At 67.1% G+C, this 24,641-nt stretch carries 17 protein-coding genes; 7 read left to right on the top strand and 10 right to left on the bottom strand.

Annotated features, from left to right (window positions below):
* Window positions 1–21: 21 nt before the first annotated feature.
* Entirely contained in the window at window positions 22–1,383 is a 1,362-nt protein-coding gene (locus ABD255_RS06110) for a serine hydrolase domain-containing protein (RefSeq protein ID WP_344210691.1), read from the top strand.
* Between the two features lie 139 nt (window positions 1,384–1,522).
* Window positions 1,523–2,416 carry a GNAT family N-acetyltransferase gene (locus ABD255_RS06105; protein WP_344210689.1) on the top strand — a complete coding sequence of 298 codons (894 nt, stop codon included), beginning with the start codon at window positions 1,523–1,525 and terminating at the stop codon, window positions 2,414–2,416.
* A gap of 19 nt (window positions 2,417–2,435) precedes the next feature.
* On the opposite strand, the gene ABD255_RS06100 is transcribed toward ABD255_RS06105, so the two are convergent.
* Both ABD255_RS06100 and menC read right to left on the bottom strand, forming a co-directional pair.
* A complete protein-coding gene (locus ABD255_RS06100; RefSeq protein ID WP_344210687.1) occupies window positions 2,436–4,028 on the bottom strand; it encodes a PucR family transcriptional regulator in 1,593 nt (530 codons plus the stop codon).
* A gap of 178 nt (window positions 4,029–4,206) precedes the next feature.
* Entirely contained in the window at window positions 4,207–5,316 is a 1,110-nt protein-coding gene (menC, locus tag ABD255_RS06095) for an o-succinylbenzoate synthase (protein ID WP_344210685.1), read from the bottom strand.
* A gap of 1,151 nt (window positions 5,317–6,467) precedes the next feature.
* Here menC and ABD255_RS06090 point away from each other — a divergent pair.
* Window positions 6,468–9,665, top strand: coding sequence for a M36 family metallopeptidase (locus tag ABD255_RS06090; RefSeq protein ID WP_344210683.1), 3,198 nt, complete (start codon window positions 6,468–6,470; stop codon window positions 9,663–9,665).
* A gap of 255 nt (window positions 9,666–9,920) precedes the next feature.
* On the opposite strand, the gene ABD255_RS06085 is transcribed toward ABD255_RS06090, so the two are convergent.
* Window positions 9,921–11,207 (bottom strand): ATP-binding protein, encoded by a 1,287-nt coding sequence (locus ABD255_RS06085; protein WP_344210681.1) that lies wholly within the window; start codon window positions 11,205–11,207, stop codon window positions 9,921–9,923.
* A 297-nt stretch (window positions 11,208–11,504) separates the two neighbouring features.
* On the opposite strand from ABD255_RS06085, the gene ABD255_RS06080 reads away from it, so the two are divergent.
* The 4 genes from ABD255_RS06080 (at window position 11,505) to ABD255_RS06065 (ending at window position 14,009) form a co-directional block, all read left to right on the top strand.
* Window positions 11,505–11,759, top strand: coding sequence for a hypothetical protein (locus ABD255_RS06080; RefSeq protein ID WP_344210679.1), 255 nt, complete (start codon window positions 11,505–11,507; stop codon window positions 11,757–11,759).
* Window positions 11,760–11,827: 68 nt separating this feature from the next.
* Window positions 11,828–12,307, top strand: a complete 480-nt coding sequence (locus ABD255_RS06075) for a hypothetical protein (protein WP_344210677.1) — start codon at window positions 11,828–11,830, stop codon at window positions 12,305–12,307.
* Window positions 12,308–12,416: 109 nt separating this feature from the next.
* Window positions 12,417–12,905, top strand: coding sequence for a hypothetical protein (locus ABD255_RS06070; RefSeq protein WP_344210675.1), 489 nt, complete (start codon window positions 12,417–12,419; stop codon window positions 12,903–12,905).
* 594 nt (window positions 12,906–13,499) lie between these two features.
* Window positions 13,500–14,009: a hypothetical protein gene (locus tag ABD255_RS06065; RefSeq protein ID WP_344210673.1), complete on the top strand. Its 510-nt coding sequence runs from the start codon at window positions 13,500–13,502 to the stop codon at window positions 14,007–14,009.
* Between the two features lie 333 nt (window positions 14,010–14,342).
* On the opposite strand, the gene ABD255_RS06060 is transcribed toward ABD255_RS06065, so the two are convergent.
* The 7 genes from ABD255_RS06060 to ABD255_RS06030 form a co-directional block, all read right to left on the bottom strand.
* The gene (locus ABD255_RS06060; protein WP_344210671.1) at window positions 14,343–16,694 is read right to left on the bottom strand and encodes a DUF4838 domain-containing protein; all 2,352 of its coding nucleotides are present in this window, start codon (window positions 16,692–16,694) and stop codon (window positions 14,343–14,345) included.
* A 134-nt stretch (window positions 16,695–16,828) separates the two neighbouring features.
* A complete protein-coding gene (locus tag ABD255_RS06055) occupies window positions 16,829–18,253 on the bottom strand; it encodes a rhamnulokinase (RefSeq protein WP_344210669.1) in 1,425 nt (474 codons plus the stop codon).
* The gene (locus ABD255_RS06050) at window positions 18,250–20,469 is read right to left on the bottom strand and encodes a family 78 glycoside hydrolase catalytic domain (RefSeq protein ID WP_344210667.1); all 2,220 of its coding nucleotides are present in this window, start codon (window positions 20,467–20,469) and stop codon (window positions 18,250–18,252) included. Before ABD255_RS06050 ends, ABD255_RS06055 begins: the two co-directional genes overlap by 4 nt.
* A gap of 20 nt (window positions 20,470–20,489) precedes the next feature.
* Window positions 20,490–21,665 (bottom strand): L-rhamnose isomerase, encoded by a 1,176-nt coding sequence (rhaI, locus tag ABD255_RS06045; RefSeq protein WP_344210665.1) that lies wholly within the window; start codon window positions 21,663–21,665, stop codon window positions 20,490–20,492.
* 117 nt (window positions 21,666–21,782) lie between these two features.
* Window positions 21,783–22,778 (bottom strand): LacI family DNA-binding transcriptional regulator, encoded by a 996-nt coding sequence (locus ABD255_RS06040; protein ID WP_344210663.1) that lies wholly within the window; start codon window positions 22,776–22,778, stop codon window positions 21,783–21,785.
* Window positions 22,775–23,497, bottom strand: coding sequence for an alpha/beta fold hydrolase (locus ABD255_RS06035; RefSeq protein ID WP_344210661.1), 723 nt, complete (start codon window positions 23,495–23,497; stop codon window positions 22,775–22,777). Before ABD255_RS06035 ends, ABD255_RS06040 begins: the two co-directional genes overlap by 4 nt.
* A 220-nt stretch (window positions 23,498–23,717) precedes the next feature.
* Window positions 23,718–24,635 (bottom strand): NADP-dependent oxidoreductase, encoded by a 918-nt coding sequence (locus ABD255_RS06030; protein ID WP_344210659.1) that lies wholly within the window; start codon window positions 24,633–24,635, stop codon window positions 23,718–23,720.
* Window positions 24,636–24,641 lie beyond the last annotated feature (6 nt).

Raw genomic sequence — 24,641 nt, 5'->3', positions numbered from 1 at the left:
CCCCGCGAAAGGTTCCATGGCATGGAGCACACCCTGCAAGACAGCTTGGACGAGAGGTGTCACGAGTATCAGGTCGTCGGCGCCAGCCTCGCTGTCTACGCTGACGACCAGACTGTCGAAGTAGCCTCCGGTGTCCTCAACGTCGACACCGATGTCGAGGCGACAACCGACTCGGTCTTTCAGGTCGGCTCGATCACGAAGGCTTGGACCGGAACACTCGCCCTCCAGTTGGTCGACGACGGTCTCGTGAGCCTCGACGAGCCGATCGCCACCTACCTGCCTGAGTTCCGGGTGGCCGATGCGGAAGTTCGTGACCGCGTCACGTTGCGGCATCTTCTGTCGCACACCAGTGGCTTGGAGGGCGATCACTTCGCTGACACCGGTCGTGGGGACGACTGCCTGCGAAAGTACGTCGAGTCCTGTGCCGCTCTCGCGCAGACGCATCCGCTCGGCGCAACGATGTCGTACTGCAATTCCGGCTACTCGATCGCAGGACATCTCGTCGAGAAGGTGCGCGGCAAGCCCTGGGACGAAGTGCTGATGCAGGGACTGATCGAGCCTCTCGGCTTGTCGAAGACCACCACGATGCCCGAGGAGGTGCTCCGATTCCGGGCGGCCATTGGCCATGTGGGCGACTTGACGCGACCGAGGACGTCTCCGCGCTGGGGACCGCCGCGGTCAGCAGGGCCCGCAGGCCTGGTCTGCTCGACTGCCGGCGAGGTTGTGACGTTTGCCCGCATGCACCTTGACCACGGACGCGCCCCCGGCGGTGACCGTCTCCTGACGCCTGAATCGGTTCATGCCATGCAGTCGGCCCAGGCCACCGTGCCAGACGCTTGGACCCTGGGTGGCAGCGCGTGGGGGCTGGGCTGGGCGTTGTCGGAGACCGAGAGTGGGCGACTGTACGGTCATGATGGCTCGACCTTCGGGCAACGGGCCTTCCTCCGGATCGCACCCGAGGCTCGTGTGGTCATCGTGCTGTTGACCACCGGCGGACGGGCGACGGAGATGTTCGACTCACTTGCTTCGGAACTGCTCGAGGGGCTCGCAGGATTTGCGATGCCCGCTCGCCCCCGTCCAGCCGGTGATGTCGACCCGGGAGATGCCCTGGCTCGCGCAGGCATCTACCAGAGCCCCAGCACTCGCCTGGAGTTCACTTCCGGTGAGAGCGGTGCACTGCAGCTCGAGATGACGGACACCACTTCGTTGGCCGGCATCCTCTCGGATCCTACCCGGCGTCTGGACCTGCTTCCGGTGCGGCCGGGCTTGTGGGTCACCAGGCTCTCAAGTCAGCACCATTGGGTGCCGGCCGTCTTCTTCGAACTGGAGGACGGTCAGCCGTACGTCCACTTCGGCGGCCGGGCGACACCACGCGTTGCATGACCGCACCGGCCAGCCGGCTGCTTGAACGCAGCTGGAACCTGATCGTGCGATCGGCTCTGTCCAGCGGCACATAAGTGTGCGTCGGCATCTGTGTCTCGGGCACCATGACGCCTGTCCAACGACCTTCGACAATGGGTGGATGGAACAACAACGCCTCTCGCCGATAGCGACATCGAAGGAGGACGTATGGTCGATCGGCGAGGCGGCCGCCGCCGCACGAGCCGCGGCCAACGCGGCCCGGGTCACGGTGCGCAACCTATCTTTGCTGTCGGAGTTCGATGAGGTCTGTGCGCTCTACAACGAGATCTGGCGTCCGGAGCCGCAGAACCCGCCGGTCACGACTGAGCTCCTGCGGGCGATGGTCCAGGCCGGGAACTATGTGGCGGGCGCCCTGTCTCAGGGTGCCCTCGTGGGCGCCTGTATCGGGTTTTTCGCTCCCCCTCGTGCCGCGACCTTGCACAGCCACATCGCGGGAGTATCCGGACGGGCACAGGCACGCGGCGTCGGCTTCGCCCTGAAGCTGCACCAGCGGGCATGGGCCTTGGAGCACTCCGCCACAGCCATCGAGTGGACCTTCGACCCGCTCATCCGCCGGAACGCGTTCTTCAACTTGACCAAGCTGGCCGCGGTGTCGACTCAGTACCTGCCGAACTTCTACGGTCGCATGGGTGACCAGATCAACGCTGGCGATGACAGTGATCGGCTGCTAATCACGTGGCCTCTTCGAGCGACGAGCGTTGCAAGAGCCTGCTCCGGCGATCTACACGAGCCGAAGCTGGCGGCGTTGCTTGACGCTGGGGCAGTCATCGGTCTGGATCGCGACCGTGCCGGCTGGCCGGTCGAGGGAACGGCGGACGGGCGGACAGTACTGCTCGCAGTCCCCGCGGACGCCGAACGACTGCGCAGCGAGGATCCGGCTTGCGCGCAAGCTTGGCGCCGTGCGGTGAAGCAGATGCTCGAGCCGCTCCTGCGGGCCGGCGGCGAGGTCCGCGGGTTCGTGCGTGAGGGTTGGTACGTCGTCGAGCGACAGTGACGGTGGCGGGATGGAGCTGTCACCCGTGCACGCCGGCGGCGCTACGCCGTCCCTGACCCTCCATCAGCCGGAGCTGGAACATGGCGGCGAAACGAACCTGGGGGTCCGACAGATCGAGCTCTCCGATCTCGACCAGCCGCTTCAGCCGATATCTGAACGTGTTCGGGTGGACGTTGAGCACCGCAGCCGCCGCTTTGACGTCGCCGAAGGCGTCGAGCCAAGCGTGCAGGGTTTCCACCAAGACGGTACCGTGCGTCGAATCGTAAGCCAGCAACCCCGCGATCGGCTCTGTCAGCGGCTGTTCCTCGGCAGCCATCAGGTCGCCCAGTTGCAACAGGAGCGAGTCGCACCATACGTCGCTGATCGTGCTGACGCGCTTGGCCGATCCCTGCGAGCGCAGCACCCGGACGACGCGGTCAGCGTCCCGGCGCGACTGTGCCAGCGCCGCAACGTTCGCAGCGATCCTTCCGACGCCTATCACTCCGGCGCCTCGCGAGCCGGTGCGACGGAGGAAGTCTTCGGCAATTCGTAGCGGGCGGTGGTATTCATCACAAGCGCCGTGCTCGATCGGCAGGATACCGTAGACCACGCCGCCCACCAGAGCAGCAGCCGAGCCCGGATGGGCCGCTGACAGGTTCATTGCGTAGGCGCTGGCCAGTCGTTCCCGCTCCGCCTCGAGCCGGGCGGCGGACAATCCAGGTTTCGTGGTTTGCGCAAGGGCGAGGACGACGGCGCGTTGCGTCAGTCGCAACCGGCTGGCGGCCTCACGGGCGCCGGGACCTCCCTCGAGCACGGTGGCGACCAGGTCGGTCCGCAGCCTGCGCTCGACGTCCGCACCAGCGCGGTGTCGCAACATGTGCAGGGCGACTAGTTTGGCACAGTCGACGAAACCTTGCTCCCGCTCGGCGGTCAACGGTTGTCGAACGGCTGCCCACATCGACCCCAGGATCTCGTCGCCCGCCCGGACAGCAATCGCCACCCGCGGGTAGACCACGTCGGCGAAGTCCAGGGACATCGGGTCCAAGAAGACCGGTCGACTGCTTCGGTAGAGCTCCTGCAGCATCCCGCCCTCGTCGAGGGCTCGGATGAGACGCTCGGGCACCTGCCGGCCGAGCACCGTTTCTACCCGGCTCTGGTCAACCTCGTCCTGCCGTCCGGAGAAGGCCAGCACACGCAAGTTGCGGTCCTCGATGGTCACCGGGGAGTCCAAGAGCGCGCTGACCGCATTGGCAACCGCGAACAGATCGCCCGCCGGGATGCCGCCCAGTGACTCCGAGCCGGTGACGCCAACCTCCTCGCCAGCCAGCGTCGACCGCAAGAGGGTGGTCAGCTGGGTCCACGAGGCGCCGCGGGTGAGACCGAGCAGGACGACCCCCGTGCGGCTGACGGCGTCTTGAACCTGTTGATCGACCGACACGGGCGCACGAACCACGAGTACGGCGGCACCCTGGTCTGCGACATGAGTGACCAGATCCGCGATCGCGCTTGCTTCCCGCACATCCACGGCGAGCACCATGGCACTTGTGGGAAGGGGCGCCTCGTCGTGTGGGTCATGGATGGCCACTCCACCGATCTCTGTTACTGAATCGGGCTTGCCGAGGACCAGGTCCAAGAGGGTCGAACCTACGTCGTCCAAGACGCGGCCCAGACTGGCACGGGGGTGTCGTGTCACGGTGTGCCGCATCCCCTCACCGTAGGGCACCGCTGGTTTGTGCTCAAGCACGAGATTCCTTCCAAGATATATTGCGCAACGGGCAACCCGCGGGAACGGAGATTGCTCCTTGCAACTACTAGAAGGAGATGGTTTCGGTGGAAACCGTCAGCTCCTCGAGCCAAGGCACGTCCGGCTCCACCCCCAGGCCCGGCCCAACAGGCACAGTCATGTAACCATCGTGGGCGAGCGCCGGCGTCGTGACCAGGTCGCGATGCCAATAGCGGTCGGACCCGGAGATGTCCCCGGGCAAGGTGAAGTTGGGGAGTGCGGCGAGCGCGGTGTTAGCCGCCCTGCCGAACCCCGTTTCCAACATGCCACCGCACCAGACCGGTACGCCGTGAGCGGCGCAGACGTCGTGGATCCGCCGCGCCTCGAGATAGCCACCCACCCGGCCAGGTTTGATGTTCACGATAGAGCAAGCGCCCAGCGCGATAGCGTCCGCAGCCGAACGAGCGGAGACGATCGACTCGTCGAGACAGATCGGAGTCGTCAGCCTCTGCGCCAGCTCTGCATGACCTCGAAGATCATCCTCCGGAAGTGGCTGCTCGATCAGCAGGAGATCGAAAGCATCCAGCTTCGCCAAGTGAGCCGCATCCGCCAATGTGTAGGCTCTGTTGGCGTCCACCTGCAACGCCATGTCGGGGAACTTGGATCGGACTGCCGCCAGGGGCGCAATGTCCCATCCCGGCTCGATTTTGAGCTTCACGCGCCGATAGCCGGCTTCGACGTAGCCCTCGACCTCCTCCACCAGTTCTGGCAGGGTGTCGGCGATCCCCACGGAGACGCCCACGGAGACGGCGTCGCGCACGGCGCCGAGATGGCGGCCGAGCGAGACGCCCAGCTCACGCAGCTCCGCGTCCAGGACAGCCATCTCTGCGGCCGCCTTCGCCATGGTATGGCCTTTGATGGCCGCCAACGTGGGAGCCACCTGATGTGCAGTCAGCTCCGGCACCGCCGCCAAGCGGGGAAGGAGGAACTGTCTGATCAGCATGTGGGCGCCTGAGACATGCTCGCTGGAGTACAAGGGCGCGCTGTCCGCGACACACTCGCCCCAGCCCTGCGCTCCGCGATCGTTCACGACCCGGATGAGCAGCACATCTCGTTTGACCTCCGTTCCGAACGACGTACGGAACGGGCGGACGAGCGGCAGACTCAGTCGTCGCAGCTCTACTTCGGTGAGGCGCATGGCCCGTTCAGCTCCCTTTCGGGGTCGGAGTCGACCAGGCGGTTCCGCGCCGCCTTGCCGGCGTGTCTTCGGCCACCGGTTAGCACCGCGTCGGTCCTCTCGTCGTGCCACCTGGATCTGGGAACGGGGTGTGCGCTCGTCAGCGGATGATTCACTCCCGACACCGCGGCCGGTGCGCTGGAGGCCAGCCTCAGTGCTGTTGCCTCAGCCCGCATCGTCGAGACGGATGAAGATCCCAGAAGCCTTTGGCCGCTACGCACAGTGACATGCAACCCGAGGTGAGCCGAGAGGCTATCCAGCCCGCCGAATTCGGGAAAGCTCGCCTGGATCCGATCCCACGCACCCCGCAAAACCACAGCCATAGCCCTCGACCGAGCCGGCCAAACCGCACGCCAATTCGCCGACCAACTAGGACAAGCCAAGATCTCCATCACCCAAGACACCTACCTGAGCCGCCAACCCCGCCGCCGCCCCGTTCGAGCAGCTTCACCGTCTCCTTGACCTTGCCGGGTTTCGGTCGCTTTCGTGTGCTCCTCGAGCGCCGCCGGCAGGCGGCATCACACCGGCGGGAAGCGCTTTCCCGACAAGCTTGCAGGTCGCTGAGGTGCGCAGACAGGCGGGGACGGGTGGAGGTCGGAGCTTGATCAGGCGGCTGTTGGTCGGTAGTTATAACGTCTCCGCGCTGGGCCAACAAGGCCTTGCGGATAAGCGCCGGCGTCCACTTTCGGTTACTCCTTCCGCCCTGCTGCCCAAGGGATGTGGACAACCCGCAGACCGCGCCCCTCCGCCGCAGAGAAGTGAGATCGGCTCAGTTGCCGACATAAGGTTGCCGCAAGCAATGACATCGCCCGGACGCTCAGTGGCGTGGGATGTCGACTCGGCGACCCACTGCCTCGACGGCGCACTCGAGGTTGCTGACAGCATCAATGTAACGCCACGGCGCTCCGCTGCGATGTTCCAGCCGACGGGATCTCGCTCGCCTCCCCAACGGGCGGGGTTCCGCCCTTGCGTTGCCGAGCCGCTCGTGGTCAGATCCGTCTGTTCGTCACTTGCACCGGATCGAGTCATTGACAGGTCAGATTCACCGCCCGAATCTCGTTCGCCCTTGGTGGCGAACCGTGCTCAGGAGTACGACCGTGCACATTCCGCCCATGTCCAGATCCATCGCCCTGATCGCCGTCGGTGCCACAGTCCTCGCGGGTCTCGGCGCCGCGTCGGGCGCTTCGGCGCTCACCGAACCACCAGGCTCCGGGCGACCGCCCGGCGACTCCGTCGTCGATGCCCGCTCCGCGCTCGGGAATCTGATCCGTCCGACCACCGAGCAGGTGTCCGCGGTGGCCAAGGTCCTTGCCGTGGGTGGTAAGGGTTCCCGCGTCAGCTGGGATCCTCGGTACGGCACGCCGCGGACGATCAGGCCGGATGTCGGCGGAGCCCTGTCGGGCCCGCGCTCGGGTTCCGCGGTAATGGTCGCTCGGGAGTGGCTGACCGAGCATCGGGAGATGCTTGGACTCAGCGCGGGTGACATCGCGGCGATGGTGGTTCGCCGCGACCACCTGCTGCCGGGCACCGGGACACACGTTGTCGATCTCACCCAGGTGTTCGATGGGATCGCCGCGGCCCGCGGTGGTTCGGTAGGCCTCGCGGTGGCCTCGGACGGCCGGGTGCTGAGCTACACCGGCTCCACCAGCCGCACGAACGGCCTGGCCGGATCCTTCAACTTCAGTCCCGAGTCGGCCTTGTCGAAGGTGGCGAGCTTGCTGACACCGGCGGCGAGCTACACCCCGTCTCTCACCGGGGCGACGCGGGCCGGATTCCAGGTAGTTGCTGCCGGCCCCTTCGCCGCCGAGTCCTACGTTCGCAAGTCCGCGTTCGGCACAGCGGCGGGTGGGCGCGCGGCGTACCAGGTGCTCTTCCTGAAGGCACTGAACGAGGCGTACGACATTCTGGTGGACGCGCGAACCGGTGAGGTGTTGTACCGCCGCAGTCTGGTCCGCCACGAAGGACCGCTCGACCCGGAAGGCACCGTCTACCGCAACTATCCCGGCGCACCAGGCGGAGGTACCGCGGAGCGGGTGTCGTTCGGGCGCACGCCGCAGTCACCCAACGGCTGGGTCGATCCGCTCGGCCTGACCGGCACCGGTGTGACGACCTTTGGCAACAACGCCAACGCCCACGCGAACTGGTCGAACTTCATCGGCCCGGTCGACCCGGGTCCACGGCCGATCGATCCGCTCGGCAAGTTCAACTACGTGTTCACCGACCAGTGGGGCACCCAGCAGTGCGCCGTACCGTCGTACAGCCAGGACGTCAACCCCTCGACGACGAACCTCTTCTACCACCACAACCGGATTCACGACGAGTTCTACGCTCTCGGCTTCACCGAGTCGGCCGGCAACTTCCAGATCGACAACTTCGGCAAGGGCGGCCTCGGCGGCGACGCGATCCAGGGCCTGGTCCAGGCGGGAGCGGTGTCCGGCGGCGCACCGACGTACACCGGCCGCGACAACGCCTACATGCTCACGCTGCCGGACGGGATCCCGCCGTGGAGCGGGATGTTCCTCTGGGAGCCGATCAACGACGCCTTCGAGGGCAAGTGCCGAGACGGTGACTTCGACGCCGGCGTCATCGAGCACGAGTACGCCCATGGGCTGTCCAACCGGTACGTCGGCACCGAGGACGGCGCACTCGGCGGGCATCAGTCCGGCTCGATGGGCGAGGGATGGAGCGACTGGTACGGCCTGAACTACCTGCATCGCGAAGGGCTGCAGACGACCTCGGAGCTTGGCGCCTACGCGACCGGCAACGACATCCGGGCCATCCGGAACTGGCCGTACGACGACAATCCGACGACCTTCGCCGACATCGGGTACGACCTCACCGGGCCCGAGGTGCACGCCGACGGCGAGATCTGGACCGCCACACTGTGGCAGCTGCGCAAGGCTCTCGTCGCGAAGTACGGTCAGGCACTCGGCGCCGACATGTCGGCCCGCATCGTCACCGACGCGATGCCGCTGTCGCCCAACGACCCGTCCATGCTGGACGTCCGCGACGCCATGATCGTTGCCCTGGACAACCGGTACCACTCGCGCCCGGATGCGGGTCAGCTGGTCGACCTGGTCTACACCGCCTTCGCCCAGCGCGGGATGGGCACCTCGGCCCGGAACCACACCACCGCCGACGATCCGACCGGGACGAACGACACCGACCCGGTTCCGGGCTTCGAGCACCGCAACCCGGCCCGCAACGGCAGCATCACCGGCACCGTGCTGAACGCCTCCACCGGGCAGCCGATCGCCGGGGCGAAGATCATTCTCGGCGTCTTCGAGGCCAAGGTCACGCCGGTGGCGAAGACCGGCACGACCGGCGCCTTCACCGTTCCCGCAACAGCCGGCACCTACTCGGTCACCATCCAGGCGCCAGGCTTCGGCGCGCACACCTTCCCCGCCGTCACCGTCTCGGCCGGCAAGGCAACAGCCAAGCGGTTCACCCTCGCGCCCAACCTGGCGTCCGCAGCCAACGGTGCCGAGGTGATCTCGACCACCAACCCCGACGGCGCGAAGCCCCTGATCGACGACACCGAGGCGACCACGTTCTCAGCCGCCAAGGGCACCGGAAACGCGGTGATCAAGGTTGCGAAGTCCGCAAGCGTCTCCGCGGTGCAGGTGTCGGCGTACACGTCCTCGCGGTTCGAGGCGCTGAAGTCGTTCACGCTGCAAACCAGCACCGACGGCGTCAACTGGACCACCGTCTCCGGGGCCTTCGGCAAGGACGCGTTCTCCTACCAGGCGCCTCGGCCGGTCGTGCCGGATGTGCACTACAAGACGTTCAAGCTGGCCAAGCCGGTGACCGCGTCGTACGTGCGGTTCTGGACCGATGAGGCCATGGGTGACACCAAGACATCCGTCCAGACCGGCGAGCTGCAGGTGTTCTCGGGCACCGTGAAGCAGGTGGATCCGCTGCCGCCGACACCGCCCGACGCACCGGTGACCGAGGAGTTCACCATCAGTGCCGGCGACCCGGCCAACGTGGTCGATCCAGGCGTCACCGGGACAGAGTTCGTCACGACCTGCACAGCCCCACCCGCGAGCCAGGACGCCGACGGACATGTGACCACGCTGACCGGTGAGTCAGGCGACGGCGCGCACGCGATCACCATCAAGGGCGCGGGCGTCGGCATTTGGGACCTGGACATGTACTTCTACAACTCGTCCTGCCAGCTCCTCGGCCAGGTCGCCACCGCGGCAGCCGACGAAACCGGCGTCATCCCCTCCAACACCAAGTACGTCGTGACCCACCTCTACCTCGGCGCGGCCCTCCCAGTCACACTCACCATCACCGACACCCAGTAACCACTCCGACCATGGGCACGGAGACGCCCAACGCCCCGCGGGCGTCCCGTGCATACCTGCCAAACCAAACGCGCTGTCCCGATGCGAACGGCCAGATGCCTTCATTTGAGAATGTGACGCCGAACGCGCCCGACATCCCCGCCAGAAGATCACCGATGGGCACGCCGGCCCTGGTCGGGTTGGCGGCGACGGGCCGGTGAGCGCCATCAATCCCGCCTCAGCCGGTCCGTGTGGCGAATCATCCTCGGGCCTGATTCACGGCTTCAGTTCCCAGAGCGCGCTGATCGGCATGGCGCGCAGCTTGGGGCCGAATGGGAGCGTGTGTGGCCCCGTGTGCAGGACCACACCGGCGATGAAGTCATCCCCGAGTCGATCTTGGAGATGCCGTAGGCCGCGGAAGTCGTCGGAGCGTGGGGTGGACGACGCTTTGACCTCGATGCCCACCACCTCGCCGCGTCGGTTCTCCAGCACGGCGTCGACTTCAACCTGATCGCGGGTGCGGTAGTGGTACAGATCAACACGCGTGTCGTTCCAGCTCTGCTGCCGCGCGAGCTCCATCAACACAAAGCCTTCAAGCAACGGCCCGAACGAGCTCTTTGGTCGCTTGAACTGTCCCGTATCGGCGCCCACCAGGTTCGCCGCGATCCCCGAATCCGTCACGGCGACCTTCGGGGTACCGGTGACTCTGGTGCTGAGGTTGCGGGACCATGCAGGGATCAGCTTGATCAAGAAGATCTCCTGCAGCAGGCTCACGTACCGCGCGACCGTGTGATTCGCCAGCCCCGCTTTGCCAGCCAGCTCGTTGATCACCAACTGCCCGCCGGAACGCGCAGCGATCAACCGGACCAGCTTCTCCATCTCGCCGACCTTCTCGATCTCGCCGACCTGGCTGACATCGCGGCTGATGAGATTGCTGACATACGAGTCGAAGAATCGCTGCCGCCGGCGCGGCTGATCACGGGCAACCGCCTCGGGGAAGCCGCCCCGCACAACACGGTCGGCATAGTCGGCGCGGTCGAGACCGGATACGTGGCGCAGATCCGGACCATGGCTGAAGATCGCGTCGATAAAACGATCGGGTCTTCCGTCGATCTCACCTTGCGCGAACGGCCACAGCTCGATCGTCTCCATCCGGCCCGGAAGCGCATCCGGCAACGTGCGCAGACCCAGGACACGCGCTGACCCCGTCAGCAGGAACTGGCCGGCCAGCGGTCGCTCGTCGACCCGGGCCTTGATCGAAAGGAGGAGCTCAGGGAGCCGCTGGATCTCGTCGATGATCATCGGCGCCGTCCCGGCAACGAACTCCCTGGGATCCTCACGGGCCGCCTCACGGATGTCGGCGTCGTCGAACGTGTACCACTGCGCGTCCACGGCAGCCCCGACCAGGCGCACCAGGGTGCTCTTACCGCTCTGCCGCGCACCGTTCACAAGAACAACCCGAGTGTCAGCCATCGCCTCGTCGACGAGCGCACGCGCATGCCGGGGCAGTACACGTCCCAACGGAGACTCAGGCTCAGCTCGGGGTTCCGATTCATCGCTCACCCCTCCGAGTATGCACCAGACTGCAAATCTGCCGCCAGTTAGCCTGCAGATCTGCCGGTCGGTGACTGCAAATCTGCCGACACGCTTGCTGCAGATCTGCCGCTCATGGTGATATTTCAACAGTTGCGCATCGCCCGTTCTCGGGCAGACCCTGCCGGGCGCCGTAGCCAGCCACTCAACTAGCCGTCGACACGACCGGACTCAGGACGAGCTTCGATTCTGGAGAGCCGACCTCGCAGTCCCCTGTTCGGCGACTTCGATTTCGATCGGCACCGGTGGATCCGTTACCGGGTGGCGATGTCGGAGTTCGACAACACCTTGACCAGGATGTACGACAACTATGGGCCAGACGGCTACGAGCACTTCGTCAGGCAATACGGCGCTAACAACCCGAGCTACGAGATCGGCAGCGTACAGATGACCCGCCGCGAACGCGAACTGACCGCCGAGCTGATGCGGCATGCCGGCGAATCCGCACAAAAGAAGCACCCGCCGAGTGCCGGCCGGGTTCCGCAGCCGGCGCCACTCCTCCGAATCCTGCCGAGGCAATGATGAGGACTGCGGCCTGGATCGCGGCCCTCGTCGGCTGCGGCCTAATCCTGCTGCGAGCGAGCCGGCCAATGGCGAGAACGGCGGGCGATCTCCGCCAGACCGGCGGACCCGACATCGTCGCCTTCGAGCTGGCCGGATCCACCAAGCAGTCCCGGGAGATTCTCACCGCCTGGGGTCCCGCCGGTTGGCAGGCGGCCAAACGGAACATCCATGCCGACTTCCCCTTCATCCTCGGCTACACCGGTGTTCTCGCGATCCCTGCCTTGGTCTCGGCCGACACGATCGGCCGCCAAACCTGGCCCTCGACTGAGGGTATCGGCATCGCCATCGCAATCGCCGTCGTACTGGCAGGCCTGCTGGATGTCGCGGAGGATGTGCTTCTGCTGTCGGTCCTGAGCAGTGCAAACAAGGCCGACGACCTCCAGCCGCATGCACTCGCGGCGAAGGTCTGCGCACTGATCAAGTTCAGCCTGATCGCTCTCGCCATCGTCTGGCTAATTCTCGTCGCGTTCCCGGTCGTCCTGACGGCGGCCGGGACAAGCTCATGACCCTGGAGGGACGACTACGGCACCGGTGACCCGACAAGCTGCTTGGCGGACCGGACCGGTCAACGGATGGCACGACGATCTGATCTGGTACGCGGCGGCGATCCATCAGATGAAGACCCTGACCTTCAGGCTCGACGAGTTCCCGGAGGTCTTCAATGATGCCCTACCACAGGGCTTACCTCTGCAGCAGCGCAGGCAGATGGCGGCGATCGCCCGCACCTGGTCCGATCCGCTGAGCCTCGGCTACCAGGCGCAGGTCCACGCCACCTTCGCCCCGGCGGCATCGCGGCCGAAACACCAAGGCCGGATGGCGATCTGGCACCAATGTGCACACAACCACTGGTTCTTCCTGCCCTGGCATCTATCTCCTGGAGTTCGAGGCCGTCGTCCGCGCCCACATCAAGGCGCTGGGCGGTCCGGCCGACGACTGGGGCCTCCCTACTGGAACTATTCGGATCATCAGACCCAGCCGGAGGCGTTGGGGCTGCCCAAGCCGCTTCGCGGCGCGGATCTGCCCGCCGACGTCACCATTCCCGGCGTACCAGCGCGCGTGGACGAATCGTTCCCGAATCCACTGTTCGATCCCACTCGGTCATGACCGGAGACCCGGATCCGCGCGACGGCACCGCGTGGGCGACAGTGACCGCGGCTCTTATCCGGCCGCACTACGCCAATCAGCAGGACACGGGGATGGTCTCGTTCGGGGCGGCGTGCTGGACGATCCCAACAACGCGGCATAGTTCCATCGTGCACAGGAGGCCGGAGAGCTCGACCGTCAGCCGCACGGTTCGGTGCGACCGAAGACCGGATGCGTAGGAACCTTGCGCTGTACATGTGGTCGGACTGCCGGCTGAACACGCGACCATCGGGCAGAATGTGGTTTGCGCTGCAGCTCGAGATCGTCGTCCTAGCTGTCGAGCTCGTAGCTTTGGCGCTTGAACTCGGAGGGACCTGAGATGCCCGACGAGACACGGCCGACTGCTCCTGCTCCGCAGCCCGACCTTCCGTATCCCGGAGTCCCGGAACGGAGAGATAATCCGCGGAACGACCCGCCTACTCGACACCCCGTAGACCCGCCGATTCACCGCCGCTAACGACGAGCCTCAGCCCGGGCCGGAACTCGCTCAAGCTAGACCGGTGGATGCTGCCTCAGTCACCGAGAGCCTGGGCTATCTCTGGCATGCTTGGGGTCATGCTGTCGGTCGACGAGGTTGAGCAGTCGCTCGCAGTCGGCCACGAACTGCGCGCCTTCGAGCTCAAAGGTCCCGGCTCGTGTGACAGCAAGCAGTTCCGCGCAAAGGTCATTCGCGCGGCGCTCGGGATGGGGAACCTCCGCGATGGCGGGCATGTGGTGATCGGGATCGACGATCGCGACCCGGCGGCAATGTTGCCTGGATTGAGCGCCGACGACCTCCGCTCCTGGAGTTCGCACGATACGGTCGCGAGCCGGTTCGCCGAGTATGCGGATCCTCCGCTGCAGTTTGAGCTGGCCAAGATGACGCTGTCATCAGGCGCGGATTTGGTGGTCCTCGCAGTCGATCAGTTCACAGACATTCCCCATCTCTGCGCAAAGGACTATCCCTCAGACCTACGCAAAGGAGCGCTCTACGTCAGGGCCCGGAGGATGCGCGAGACGGTTGAGGTCGCCACGGCTGCGGACATGCGTGATGTGATCGACACACCCAGGCCCAGGCGAAGTTGAAGACGATGACGACCAGGCGCATCACCGGTTGCGGGCCACTCGGCCAGCAGCGCACCGCCCACCGCGCTCACGGCGAACAGATGGGCAAAGACCCTCAGTGCATGTGCGATACGGCCCCTCGGCATACCGCATGATCACCTCTCCGGCCATTCTCCGACAGGGGGTTGCCTCCTGGGCCAGCCGGGCGGCGGTCAGCTGGATCGCTCGGCGGTTGACCGACTCGATCACGGCCAGCGCCGCCTCCAGGCTGTCCTCGCTCTCAATGGCACGACAAGTCGCGACCGACGTGGGTCATCAAGGTCTGACCGGGGACGTCACAGCGCGCTGCCTTGATCACGCCTTGATCGCATAGATGCGGTCGACGCTCACGGAGTTGACTGCGGCGTTGCCGGGGGGAGCGACGTACGCGTAGGTGCTCGCGTCGGCGGTCCGTTCGTATGTGCCGGGGAAGGCGATGTGGTGGTACTTGCCGTCGGCAACCTGGCTCACCGGTACGCCGGTGGACGGGCCCGGGTGGACGCCGAGGGTGAGCGCGGACGCGCCCGGGGCGGCCGTGCCCGTGTCGACCCGTACCGAGAGGTGCAGGGTCCACCGGCCCTCGGGCAGGATGTCGAGCGGCAGTTGGACCGCCCAGTCCCTACTCCGGCCAGGCATCCTGACGGTGTGGCCGTTCGAGGCGGAGCTGTCCTCCGCGACCGTGACCGCGGGGGCGTAGAGGACCAAGACGTCCTCCTGGTAGTCCGCCCAGTCCGAGGCCGGCAGCCCTTCGGCCGCGTCTGGGCGGGTTGCCGGACGGCCGGCGGCCGCGGCGATGCCGCGGAACACCGGGATCAGCGTCTGCGGGTCACCGCCGCCCTCCTCGAGCTGGGTCAGCCCGGCGGCCTTGAGCTCGACCTCGAACCGGCGGGTCCGGGCCTGCGTGTCCGGGCTCCAGTCGATTCCGTCCCGCTCGGCGACGAGCCGGAAGTAGCCGCTGCGCTGCAGGAGCAGGAGGTCGATGCCGAGCCGGAGCGCGTGCACGTGCCGCAGCAGGGTCGCGTCGCCGCGTATGGCTGCCTCGGCCTCGTCGAACAGCTCGTCCGCCCGGGCCAGCGTGCGAAGCCCGAGGTATGGCGCGTCGTCGGGGGTGTAGGCGCCGAGCATGGTCGACGTCTCCTCGACGGCGTCGCGCATCAGCTGCATGTAGGTGTAGATCGGCTTCGCCGCGGCGCCGTAGTACCCGGCGAGGAACTCTCGGATCAGGGCGTCGGGATCGAGCGACGGGTCCCAGAGCAGCCGGCTGATCACCCAGATGCGCAGCTGGGTGAACTCGGCACCGATGGCGTTCCAGGCGCTCTGGCCGAAATAGCCCTGCATGGTCGGGATCTCGGCCAGCGTCTTGATCGCGTCGCCCAACGCCCACCAGTCGGGGAAAGGCTGAGTGTACGAGCGGAACGTGCACAGGTAGGTCCAGAGCACGTTGTGCTCGGAGATCTTGCCCCAACGGCGGATGCTGTCGCCGATCTCCTGGTTCGTCTCGCTGAACAGTGACTGACCGAAGTCGGCGTGGATCGGCGCGATCGTCATCACCACGTTCTCGTTCACCCGCAGGCCGTTCGGCGGGGTGAAGCTCCACATGTAGCCCTGGGTCGACAGGCGCGCGTTCGGGATCTGCTTGCGGACCTGGCCGACGACATCGTTGATCATGTCGACGACCGGCGCGGCCAGGGAGCCGCCGTGCGCGTCCGCGAAGGCCTGGCTCGCCGGGTCCGGCGACGTCCACCAGCGGTCTTCCTGGTAGAACGACGTGGAGACGTCCTGCCCGGCGGCCACCCGCTCCTTGATGATGTCCACCAGCCCGCTGACCGCCGCCGAGCGGGTCTCGGGGTTCATCAGCGTGATCTGCCCGCCGTACCAGTGCTTCGGGTCGGTCACCACCTGCTGGAACGGGTACTCGACCTCCTCCGGCCAGTACGTCGACCAAGTGTCGATCCCGGCGGCCCGCGGCACGGTCCAGTACTGGTCGCGCAACCCGTTGAGCATGTTGTGCTGCCGGTACGCCGCGTCGTTCGCGTCGCCAGCCAGGACGGTGCGGAAGCGGAAATGCGGCACCTGGTCGCCGTTGAGGCGAGCGCGGGAGATCGAGAGGTCGGGCGTGCGCGGCACCTTGGTGAAGTCCGGGCCGAACCAGCGGACCCCGAACAGCCGGTCCAGCACCCAGTAGGCGCCGTACAGGGTGCCGCGGGAGCTGTCACCGGCGATGACGACGGTCTGGCCGTGGGTGCGGAGCGCGAACCCGTCGTCGGACAGCGCGCCGTAGTCGATTCCGGCGCGCTGGGCGACCAGGTTGTGCCGGCCGACCACGATCAGGTGATCGGTCGACCGCGGCCGGTCGGCCACCACGACCGGGAACGTCGCGGTCGTGATCGACTTCAGGTACGTCGCGAGCTCGTGCGCGGCATGCCGGACCACCGCGTCCTCGCCAGCGCCGACGTAGATCGTGTACGCCGTCCGCCCGCCGCGCGCGAACCGGATCGACGGGGCGCTTCCGGTGGCCAGCGCCTGGCCCGGTGACAGCGCCATCGCCCCGGCGGCGAGACCCGCGCCGGCCTGCAGAACTCTTCGTCGCGGCAGTCCTCCCGGCGCGGTGCTGTCCGTCTCGGCGCCGTTCGCCACGGTGCCGTTCTCGACGCTGTCGTTCGACATGCGCGATCCCTCCCCAGTCCGGTGCTGAGCTGCAATATGGAGCGCTCCAATTGGCCGCTTCCGGCACAGTAGGAGGTGGAGTTAAGCAAAGTCAATGGCTAAGTCCCCAGGTGGACGGATCGAGTTGGAGCGCTCTAGGCCGGTTGGAACCGGCGCGCGGCGGCAGACCCGGCGATGCTGGCGCGGACGTCCTCCAGGTTTCCCGTGGCGGCGCCGTGGGTTCGGGCCTGGATGAGGACGTTGCCGAGCGCCGTGGCCTCGACCGGGCCCGCCACCACCGGTACGCCGGCCAAATCCGCCGTGAGTTGGCAGAGCAGCGTGTTGCGGGAACCACCGCCGACCAGGTGGATCGCGTCCAGGGTGCTGCCCGCCAACGATGCCGCGCGGTGCAGAGAGCGCGCGTAGGCGACGGCCAGCGAGTCCAGGATGCAGCGGGTCACGGCGGCCGGACTTTCGAGCGGCCGGTATCCGGCGGCGACTACCGCCGCGTCGATCCGGGCCGGCATCCCGCCCGGCGCAAGGAAGTCCGCGCTGTCGACGTCGACGACGGGACCCCCCGAGGGCAGCGCGTGCGCCTTTGCCAGCAAGGCGTCGAGCCCGTACGGCGTACCGGCGGCGGCCCACGTTCGTTGGGACTCCTGCAACAACCACAATCCGCTGAGGTTGCGCAGGAACAAGACGCGGTCGTCCACACCGCTCTCGTTGGACAGGCCGGCCTGCAATGCCTCAGGGGTGACGACAGGCTCATCGAGTTCCAGCCCGGCCAAGGACCAGGTGCCACAGGACACGAAGCCGAAGCGGGGTGCCGTCGCAGGCAGGCCGACCACTGCGGAGGCGGTGTCGTGCGAGCCCACGGTCGTGACGACTGTGCTGCTCGGCAGCCCTGTTCTGCGGACGATCTCGGGTCGCAGTGGGCCCACCACCTGACCCGCGTGGCGCAGTGGAGGGAGGAAGTCGTCGGGCAGGTCGATGGCTGCCCTTGCCGCTGGTGACCACCGGCGGGTCCGTGGATCCACCAGCCCGGTTGTCGAGGCGATCGTCAGTTCACTGCCGAGCTCACCGGTCAGCCAGTAGACCAGCAGGTCTGGCAGAAGGACCGCGCGCTTCGCCGTCGGGTATTCCGGTGAAGACCGCTCGGCGCAGAGTTGATAGATCGTGTTGAACCGCAAAGGCTGCAACCCGTTGACGGCGTACATGGCCTCGGGGCCACCGACCTCGCCGTGCAGTTGCGTCAGCGCGGAGCCCGTCCGCGCGTCGCGGTACGAGATGGGTTCTGCGAGCAGCCGGCCGTCGTCGTCCAGCAGGCCGTAGTCGACGCCCCAGGTGTCGATCCCGATCGACACGACGTCGGGGTACCGACTGGCCAACTGGCGGAGGCCGGTCAGCACTTCCTCGAAGAGGGCCGTGAACGCCCAGCGGAGGTGTCCACCCTGAACGACGGCTTCGTTGCGGAAGCGGTGCACTGTGTGCAGGCGCGTTGTTCCGTCGTTGACCACTCCGGCGATCACCCGCCCCGAGGACGCGCCGAGGTCGACGGCAGCGAAGACAAGGGAGGTCATCGCTTCACCACGTCCGCGGCGTCCTCCTCGTCGATCGATGACTTGAACAGGTGTGACCCCTCGGCGACCTGACGTACCGCGCCGTCCGGAAGTACGACGGTCGCGATGGTTTCCGGCGGTACCGCTACGTCGAGAGTGAAGGTGGAGCCATCGAGGACCCACGCGCTGCGCAGGATCCCAGTGGTGGTCCGATAGTCGGCCGAGGCCCGGGTCAGCCCGCCGCACGGGCGTGGGCGGATCACGACCTTCCTGAATCCGATGTCGTCGGCGGCCTGCTGGAGACCGGCGACGTGCGCGAAGAACCAGTCGTCGATCGCGCCGTTCATGAAGTGGTTCTGGCTGAAGCCGAAGGTCGGACCGTCCCACGTCTCGGTGAGCGACGTGGCGCCGTGCTTGAGCATGTAGCCGTATCCCGGCCGGTCGTCGCCGTGTGTCAGCCGGTAGACGGTCTCGTGCCGGTCATGTTCCGCCAGCACCTCGACAAGAGCCGCCATCGCGACCTCACCGACGTCGAGGTAGTAGCAGTCGGCAACGATCAGGTCCTCCAGCCGCTGCACGGCCGCGGGTATTTCGGCCTCGGTCAGCACGCCGCTGTTGATGGCCACCGCGAGTTCCGCGACGCTGCCGGTGCCGACCGTGCCATCGAGGTGCACGAACTCGCCGCGAAGCAGCGCCGTCAACCGCCCCTGGACAGCGGTCCAGGACCGCTGCTCGTCCTCCTTGCCGAGGACGGCGGCGATGGCGGCCAGGACGCCGAGCGCCCGGGCCAGCGTTGCCGTCGCCACCAACGGGACGAAACGAGGGTCTCGACCGTTCCAATCGCCGAGCCCGTAGGTGACCAGGCCGTCGTCCCGGGAGGCAAGCAGGTACTCGACGTAGCGGCCGGCGGCGGCGTAGTTGTCGGCGAGTACCGTCTCGTCGGCGTAGCTGCGGTACAGCTGCCAGGGCAGGAAGACGATGGCCAGGCCGAAGTTGACGTCCCCGCGCCAGGGGTCCGGGAACGGGTCCCACTCCGGGACGTACAGCGGGAGATGTCCAGTCGGTTCCTGCGCCTCGCGGGTGATCCGCAGGCTGTTCTCGAGCAGCGCCTTGACATCGTAGTTCCAGCGCAGGATCGGGAACACCAGGTGCAACTGTTCGAGGTACCCGAGCTTTTCCCGCTGGGGGCAGTCGGTGAACATCGAGTACATGTTCGACGTGATCGCGCGGCGAATGATCCGGTGCAGATCGGACAAGCGGCGGTCGGACGCCGCGAACGTTCCGGTCGGCTCAGTGTCCGCCGCCAGCACCAGCCCGCGGACGGATTCGGCGGACGGTGGCTCGGGGAGACCGCTGAGCTCCAGGTACCGCAGGCCGTTGTAGGCGAAGCGAGGGTGCCAGGTCAGGCCGGCGTCCGCCGTACGAACGGTGTGGTAGACGGGGCCCCAGCCCTGGGTGACCGGGTCGATGTTGCCTTCGGCATCCAGCAGCTCCGCGGGACGCAGCCGTACTTCGGTTCGTGGTGGCAGGTCGAGCTCGATCCAGCCGGCGAAGTTCACACCGAAGTCGACGACATGGACACCCGGCTGCGTCTCCCGGACGTCGAGTGCCGGCAGGCGCTCCACGACTCGCACGGGTGGAATGGTCTTCGGGCACAGGCGTATCCCGTCCGGGACCTGCGCGGTCACGGCAGGAGGCCAGGTCAGGACTACGGCAGTGTCGGTGTCGAACGCGGACGTGGCGTCGTAGTCCTCGCCGCCCACCCAGTTCGACCACGTGACCGGACCGGTCGTGCCGTGCCAGGACGCGTCGGTGCGGAGCAAGTTGGTGCCACCGGCATCGATCCAGTCGAGGGTCGCGCAGGTGCCCAGGTCGCCGTAGTCCGTGGCGATCTTGGCCCAGCGGTCGTCGATGGTCTTGGAGCGGTAGCAGCCCGGACCGAGCTCGACCGTGATGACGTTGTCGCCGGGCCGCAGCAACGCCGTCACGTCGTACGTGCAGAACTCGGCGCGTCGACTGTAGTCGCTGTACCCCGGTTCGAGGGGGTCGCTGACTACTTGGCCGTTGACGCTCGCGATGAAGACGCCGAGGCCGGCGATGCGCAGTACGGCGCGTTGCGGCGGGCCGACGACTGGGAAGACAGCGGCGACGACGGGGAGCGGACCGTCCGGCGCGGCCTTCCAGGCGGCACTGATGATCCACTCGGCCCGAACGTCGGGCGCGTGGGTGCTGGTCATGAGCTTGGAGCGATCCAGAGTCACCAACCCGCAGGGGTGCCGACGCGTTCGGCGGCCCGCCGGGCCGGGGCCTCGGAGTCGAGATAGGCCCGGAGCGGATCCGTCCTCGCACCGAGCCGTTCGCGGGCGCGGGCGAGCAAGGGCCGGACGTCGGTCTGGAACGCGGAGTCGACGATGCTGTTGGCACCGACGACGTCGCCCGCGGTCTGCGCCCGCAGCAGTGCCTCGCGGTCGATCAGCAGCGCCTTGGCGTACGCGATCTGGCAGGCCTCGACGCTGCGGAGCATGGCCGGCAGCTTCTCCTCGACCATCGCGCACTGGTCGATCTTGAACAGCACCTCGCGCGCACCGCCGGCCACCACCGCGTTGTCGTCGTTCGCCGCCGCCGCGATCTCAGCCATGATGAGGAAGAGCTCGTACGGGTTGGTCGAGCCCACCATCAGGTCGTCGTCGGCGTACCGCTTGCCGTTCAGGTCGAAGCCGCCCAGTCGGTCGCGGTCCAGCAGCGTCGCGACGATGTGTTCGATGTTGACGCCGAGCGCGTGGTGACCGAGGTCGACCAGGACCTTCGCGCGGTCGCCCAACTCCTGGCACAGCAGCAGCGACTGGCCCCAGTCCGCGATGTCTGTGTGGTAAAAGCCGGGCTCGAACAGCTTGTACTCCAACAGCATCGACATGTCCGGATCGAGCGCCTGGTACACCTCGCGCAGGCTTTCCAGCAGCCAGTGGCGCCGGCGGCGGAAGTCGCCCTGGCCGGGATAGTTCGTGCCGTCGGCGACCCACATCGACATCTGCGTCGAGCCGGTTTCGCGCATGATCCCGACGCACTCGACCGAGGCCTCGACCGCCTTGCGGCGGATGGCCGGATCGGGGTTGGTGAACGAGCCGTGGTGGTAGTCGTCGTCCTGGAACAGGTTCGGGCTGATCGAGCCGATCCGGACGCCTTGCTCGGCGGCGTACTTCGCCAGCGCGGCGTAGTCGGTCCGGTCCCACGGGATGTGCAGGGCGACCGTCGGGGTCACGCCGGTGAGGGAGTGGACCAGCGCGGCGTCGTCGACCTTCTCGTGCACGGTGCGCGGCGTACCGGGGGTGTTGAACACCTTGAACCGGGTGCCGGTGCTCACGTACCCCCAGGACTGGGTCTCGATGGTGAAAGCGGCGATGCGCTCGACGACCTCGTCGCGGCTGGCGGCCATGCGTCCCCCTCGGATCGAAAAATTTGGATCGCTCCAATGTAATCGTGGCCGAAGGCGATTGGGAAGGGGAGATCAGCGGCCCGCCGTCGGCTTGTCGGCCAGTGGCGGCGGTGGGGGTCAGGCTTGGCTGGTGGAGCGACGGACGACCAACTCGGGGGCGAAGCGCTCGCCGCGGTGCGTGTGGTCCTTGCCGGACACCTCGTCCAGGAGCAGCTCGAACGCCGCCCGGCCCATCGCGTCCATCGGCTGACGGACGGTGGTGAGCGGGATCGCGAGGTGCTGCGCCAGGTCGATGTCGTCGTACCCGCAGATCGCCACCTGGTCCGGTACGCGCACACCGCGCTCCTGGAGGCCGAACATGATCCCTATAGCGATCAGGTCGTTGCCGCAGAGCACCGCGAGCGGCGCCGACAGGTCGCCGACGGCGATGACCGCCGCCGCCTCCCGGCCGCTCGCGACGTCGTCGTTGGCGACCTCCAGTTCCTCCACCGACAAGCGGTCTTGGGCGAGCGTCTGCCGCAGACCGGCCAGCCGGTCCGCGTGCTGCGTCGTACGCCGCGGCCGTCCGGCGAACGCGACCCGGGTGTAGCCACAGTCCAGAAAATGTCGGCCTGCGAGCCGGCCGCCCTCGACGTCGTCCACCGACACCGAGCACTCGTCGTCCCCGCCCGGCGTGTCCAGCAGCACCACCTTGGTGCCGATATTGCGCAGGCTGGCGACCGCGGTGGCGCGCAGCGCGGTCGTGGTCAGCAGCACCCCTTGGGCGCGTTGGCGCATGAGCAGCCGCAGTGCGTTGTCCTCGCGGGTGGGCTCGGCGCCGGTGCTGGTCAGCGTGACGACATAGTCGCGGTCGAGCGCGATGTCCTCGACGGCGCGGGCGATCTGGCCGAAGAACGGGTTGCTGGCGTCGTGCACGACCATGCCGATGAAGCGGCCCATTCCGCCGGCCAGCACCCGGGCGGACTCGTTCGGCACGTACCCGAGCATCTCCATGGCGGCGGTGACTCGCTCGCGCGTGGTGGTGGCGACGATCTCCGGCCGGTTGATGACGTTGCTGACGGTCGAGCGGCCGACGCCGGCGAGGCGTGCCACGTCCTCGATGTTCGCGATCACACGGCACACCCTTCGTCGAGACTGCCGCGCGTCCCCGGAACCGCGGCTGGAGCGCGCCAATCGTAGCGCCACAGAGCGCTGGCGGCGGCGTCCAGGGGCTGCCGTCGGCGCACCGCCACGCTCCGGCTGCTGCCGCCTTCGCAGACGGAATGCAGGTCCATGTTCCAGTTGTCCGGGCTGATCGTCGTCGGATCGGGGTGACCGGTCAGGTAGATCGCCTTGACTGCCTCCGCCTCCAGGAACGTTTCGGGCGGTACTTCGATCTCAGCGTCGCGTCCGGCCCAGACGGCGTGACGGATCCCGTCCCAGGCCGCCACGAACCCCTCTTCGTAGATGTTCGCGTTCTGGATCACCTGCCACTGGAGCCAGTCCGGATGAAGCGAGATGAGCCGGTTCCCGATCGGGCCTCCGTAGCCCTGCATGTACAGGCCCATCCGTCCAGTGAAGTCGATGGCAAGCAACGTCTCATCGACGATCTCCGCGAGATGGTCGAAGGTGTAGTCCCACTCCGCTGGATCCGGCATCTCGGTGTTTCCGAAGCCGGGATAGTCGATCGAGATCAGGTGGAATCTGTCGGCGAGTGCCGGCATCAGGTTCCGGAACTGATGCGACGAGGACGGGAATCCACCCAGCAGCAGGAGTTTCGGTGCTCCAGGCTTTCCCGCTTGGCGGTAGAAGACCTCCAACCCGCCGGCCGACACGGTCTGAAAACTCGTCATGGCACTCCACACTCATTCCACAGGGACGGGATCGAGCGCCCGCTCGTCAGCCATGTCGTTCGGAATCGGACGATCGGTCCAGCGCCCGCGCTCGTACGAGTTGGCCTCCGCGACAGATCGGTTTCTTACCTGCCAATTTGCTGCTCGACCGCGAGGGTTCGCAGGATCGGGCCTCGTGGTCAACCTGACCCCGAGGCCCGATCACTTCTTCCATGAATCCTTACGGCCGCATGCGGACGACGGTCTTGCCTTTGGCCCGCTCGGTCGCGTTGAAGGCGGCGACCGCATCGTCGAGGGTGGTGGTCGTTCCGATGTTCGTGCGCAGTCTTCCGTCCTGCACCCGTCGCGCGATCTCACCCAGCTCGGCGCGGTCGGCCTCGACCACGAAGTCCACCGCCAGGCCGTCAGCCGGCCTGGCCTCGACCGGGCCGACGATCGATACCAGCGATCCGCCGGCCTTGATCATGGCCGCGGACCTTCGCTGGACGTCGCCGCCGATGACGTCGAAGACCAGATCGACCTGGCCGACGTCTTCCAGTGCGTCGTTCTCGAGGTCGATGAACTCGTGTGCGCCGAAGTCGAGCGCCTTGTCACGGTCGGCGGCGCGTCCGGTACCGATGACGTAGGCACCGGCCTCGCGGGCGAGCTGGGTCACCATGGTTCCGACCGCGCCGGCCGCGCCGTGCGCGAGGACGCTCTGTCCCGCCTGGAGGCGTCCGTGCTGGAACAGCCCTTGCCACGCGGTCAGCCCTGAAATCGGAAGACTCGCGCCCACCGTGAAGTCGATGTCGCCCGGCAGCGGTGCGAGGTTGCGAGCCTCGATCGCCACGTACTCTGCCAGAGTGCCGTTGCGATGCCAGTCGGCGAGGCCGAACACTCGCTGTCCCACCGACAGTCCGGTCGTACCGTAGCCGAGGGAGGCGACCAGTCCGGCCAGCTCGTGTCCGGGGGTCGACGGTGCTCGGTTCTGGTCGGCGCGATCGGTCCAGGTCGAGGGCCACTCCAGCTCGGTCGAGATCCAGCCCGACGCATGAACCTCAACGACGACGTCGTTGATGGCTGCTTTCGGCTCAGGACGCTCGGCCAGCGTCATCCCAGCCGTTCCCGCTGCCTCGTCGTTCACAACAATCGCCTTCATCAGGCA

Origin of the sequence: Kribbella sancticallisti (assembly GCF_039530625.1) — a bacterium.
GTDB lineage: Bacteria > Actinomycetota > Actinomycetes > Propionibacteriales > Kribbellaceae > Kribbella > Kribbella sancticallisti.
The sequence above is the reverse complement of the archived record's forward strand: the minus strand, read 5'-3'. Positions and strand labels throughout refer to the sequence as shown.

Excerpts from the sequence above, each read along its gene's own strand:
- ABD255_RS06090 (WP_344210683.1), top strand. The coding sequence starts at position 6,468 with ATGTCCAGATCCATCGCCCTGATCGCCGTCGGTGCCACAGTCCTCGCG.
- ABD255_RS06075 (WP_344210677.1), top strand. The coding sequence starts at position 11,828 with ATGGCGAGAACGGCGGGCGATCTCCGCCAGACCGGCGGACCCGACATC.
- menC (WP_344210685.1), bottom strand. The coding sequence starts at position 5,316 with ATGCGCCTCACCGAAGTAGAGCTGCGACGACTGAGTCTGCCGCTCGTC.
- rhaI (WP_344210665.1), bottom strand. The coding sequence starts at position 21,665 with ATGGCCGCCAGCCGCGACGAGGTCGTCGAGCGCATCGCCGCTTTCACC.
- ABD255_RS06070 (WP_344210675.1), top strand. The coding sequence starts at position 12,417 with ATGAAGACCCTGACCTTCAGGCTCGACGAGTTCCCGGAGGTCTTCAAT.
- ABD255_RS06110 (WP_344210691.1), top strand. The coding sequence starts at position 22 with ATGGAGCACACCCTGCAAGACAGCTTGGACGAGAGGTGTCACGAGTAT.
- ABD255_RS06080 (WP_344210679.1), top strand. The coding sequence starts at position 11,505 with ATGTCGGAGTTCGACAACACCTTGACCAGGATGTACGACAACTATGGG.
- ABD255_RS06065 (WP_344210673.1), top strand. The coding sequence starts at position 13,500 with ATGCTGTCGGTCGACGAGGTTGAGCAGTCGCTCGCAGTCGGCCACGAA.
- ABD255_RS06060 (WP_344210671.1), bottom strand. The coding sequence starts at position 16,694 with ATGTCGAACGACAGCGTCGAGAACGGCACCGTGGCGAACGGCGCCGAG.
- ABD255_RS06055 (WP_344210669.1), bottom strand. The coding sequence starts at position 18,253 with ATGACCTCCCTTGTCTTCGCTGCCGTCGACCTCGGCGCGTCCTCGGGG.
- ABD255_RS06105 (WP_344210689.1), top strand. The coding sequence starts at position 1,523 with ATGGAACAACAACGCCTCTCGCCGATAGCGACATCGAAGGAGGACGTA.
- ABD255_RS06050 (WP_344210667.1), bottom strand. The coding sequence starts at position 20,469 with ATGACCAGCACCCACGCGCCCGACGTTCGGGCCGAGTGGATCATCAGT.
- ABD255_RS06030 (WP_344210659.1), bottom strand. The coding sequence starts at position 24,635 with ATGAAGGCGATTGTTGTGAACGACGAGGCAGCGGGAACGGCTGGGATG.
- ABD255_RS06035 (WP_344210661.1), bottom strand. The coding sequence starts at position 23,497 with ATGACGAGTTTTCAGACCGTGTCGGCCGGCGGGTTGGAGGTCTTCTAC.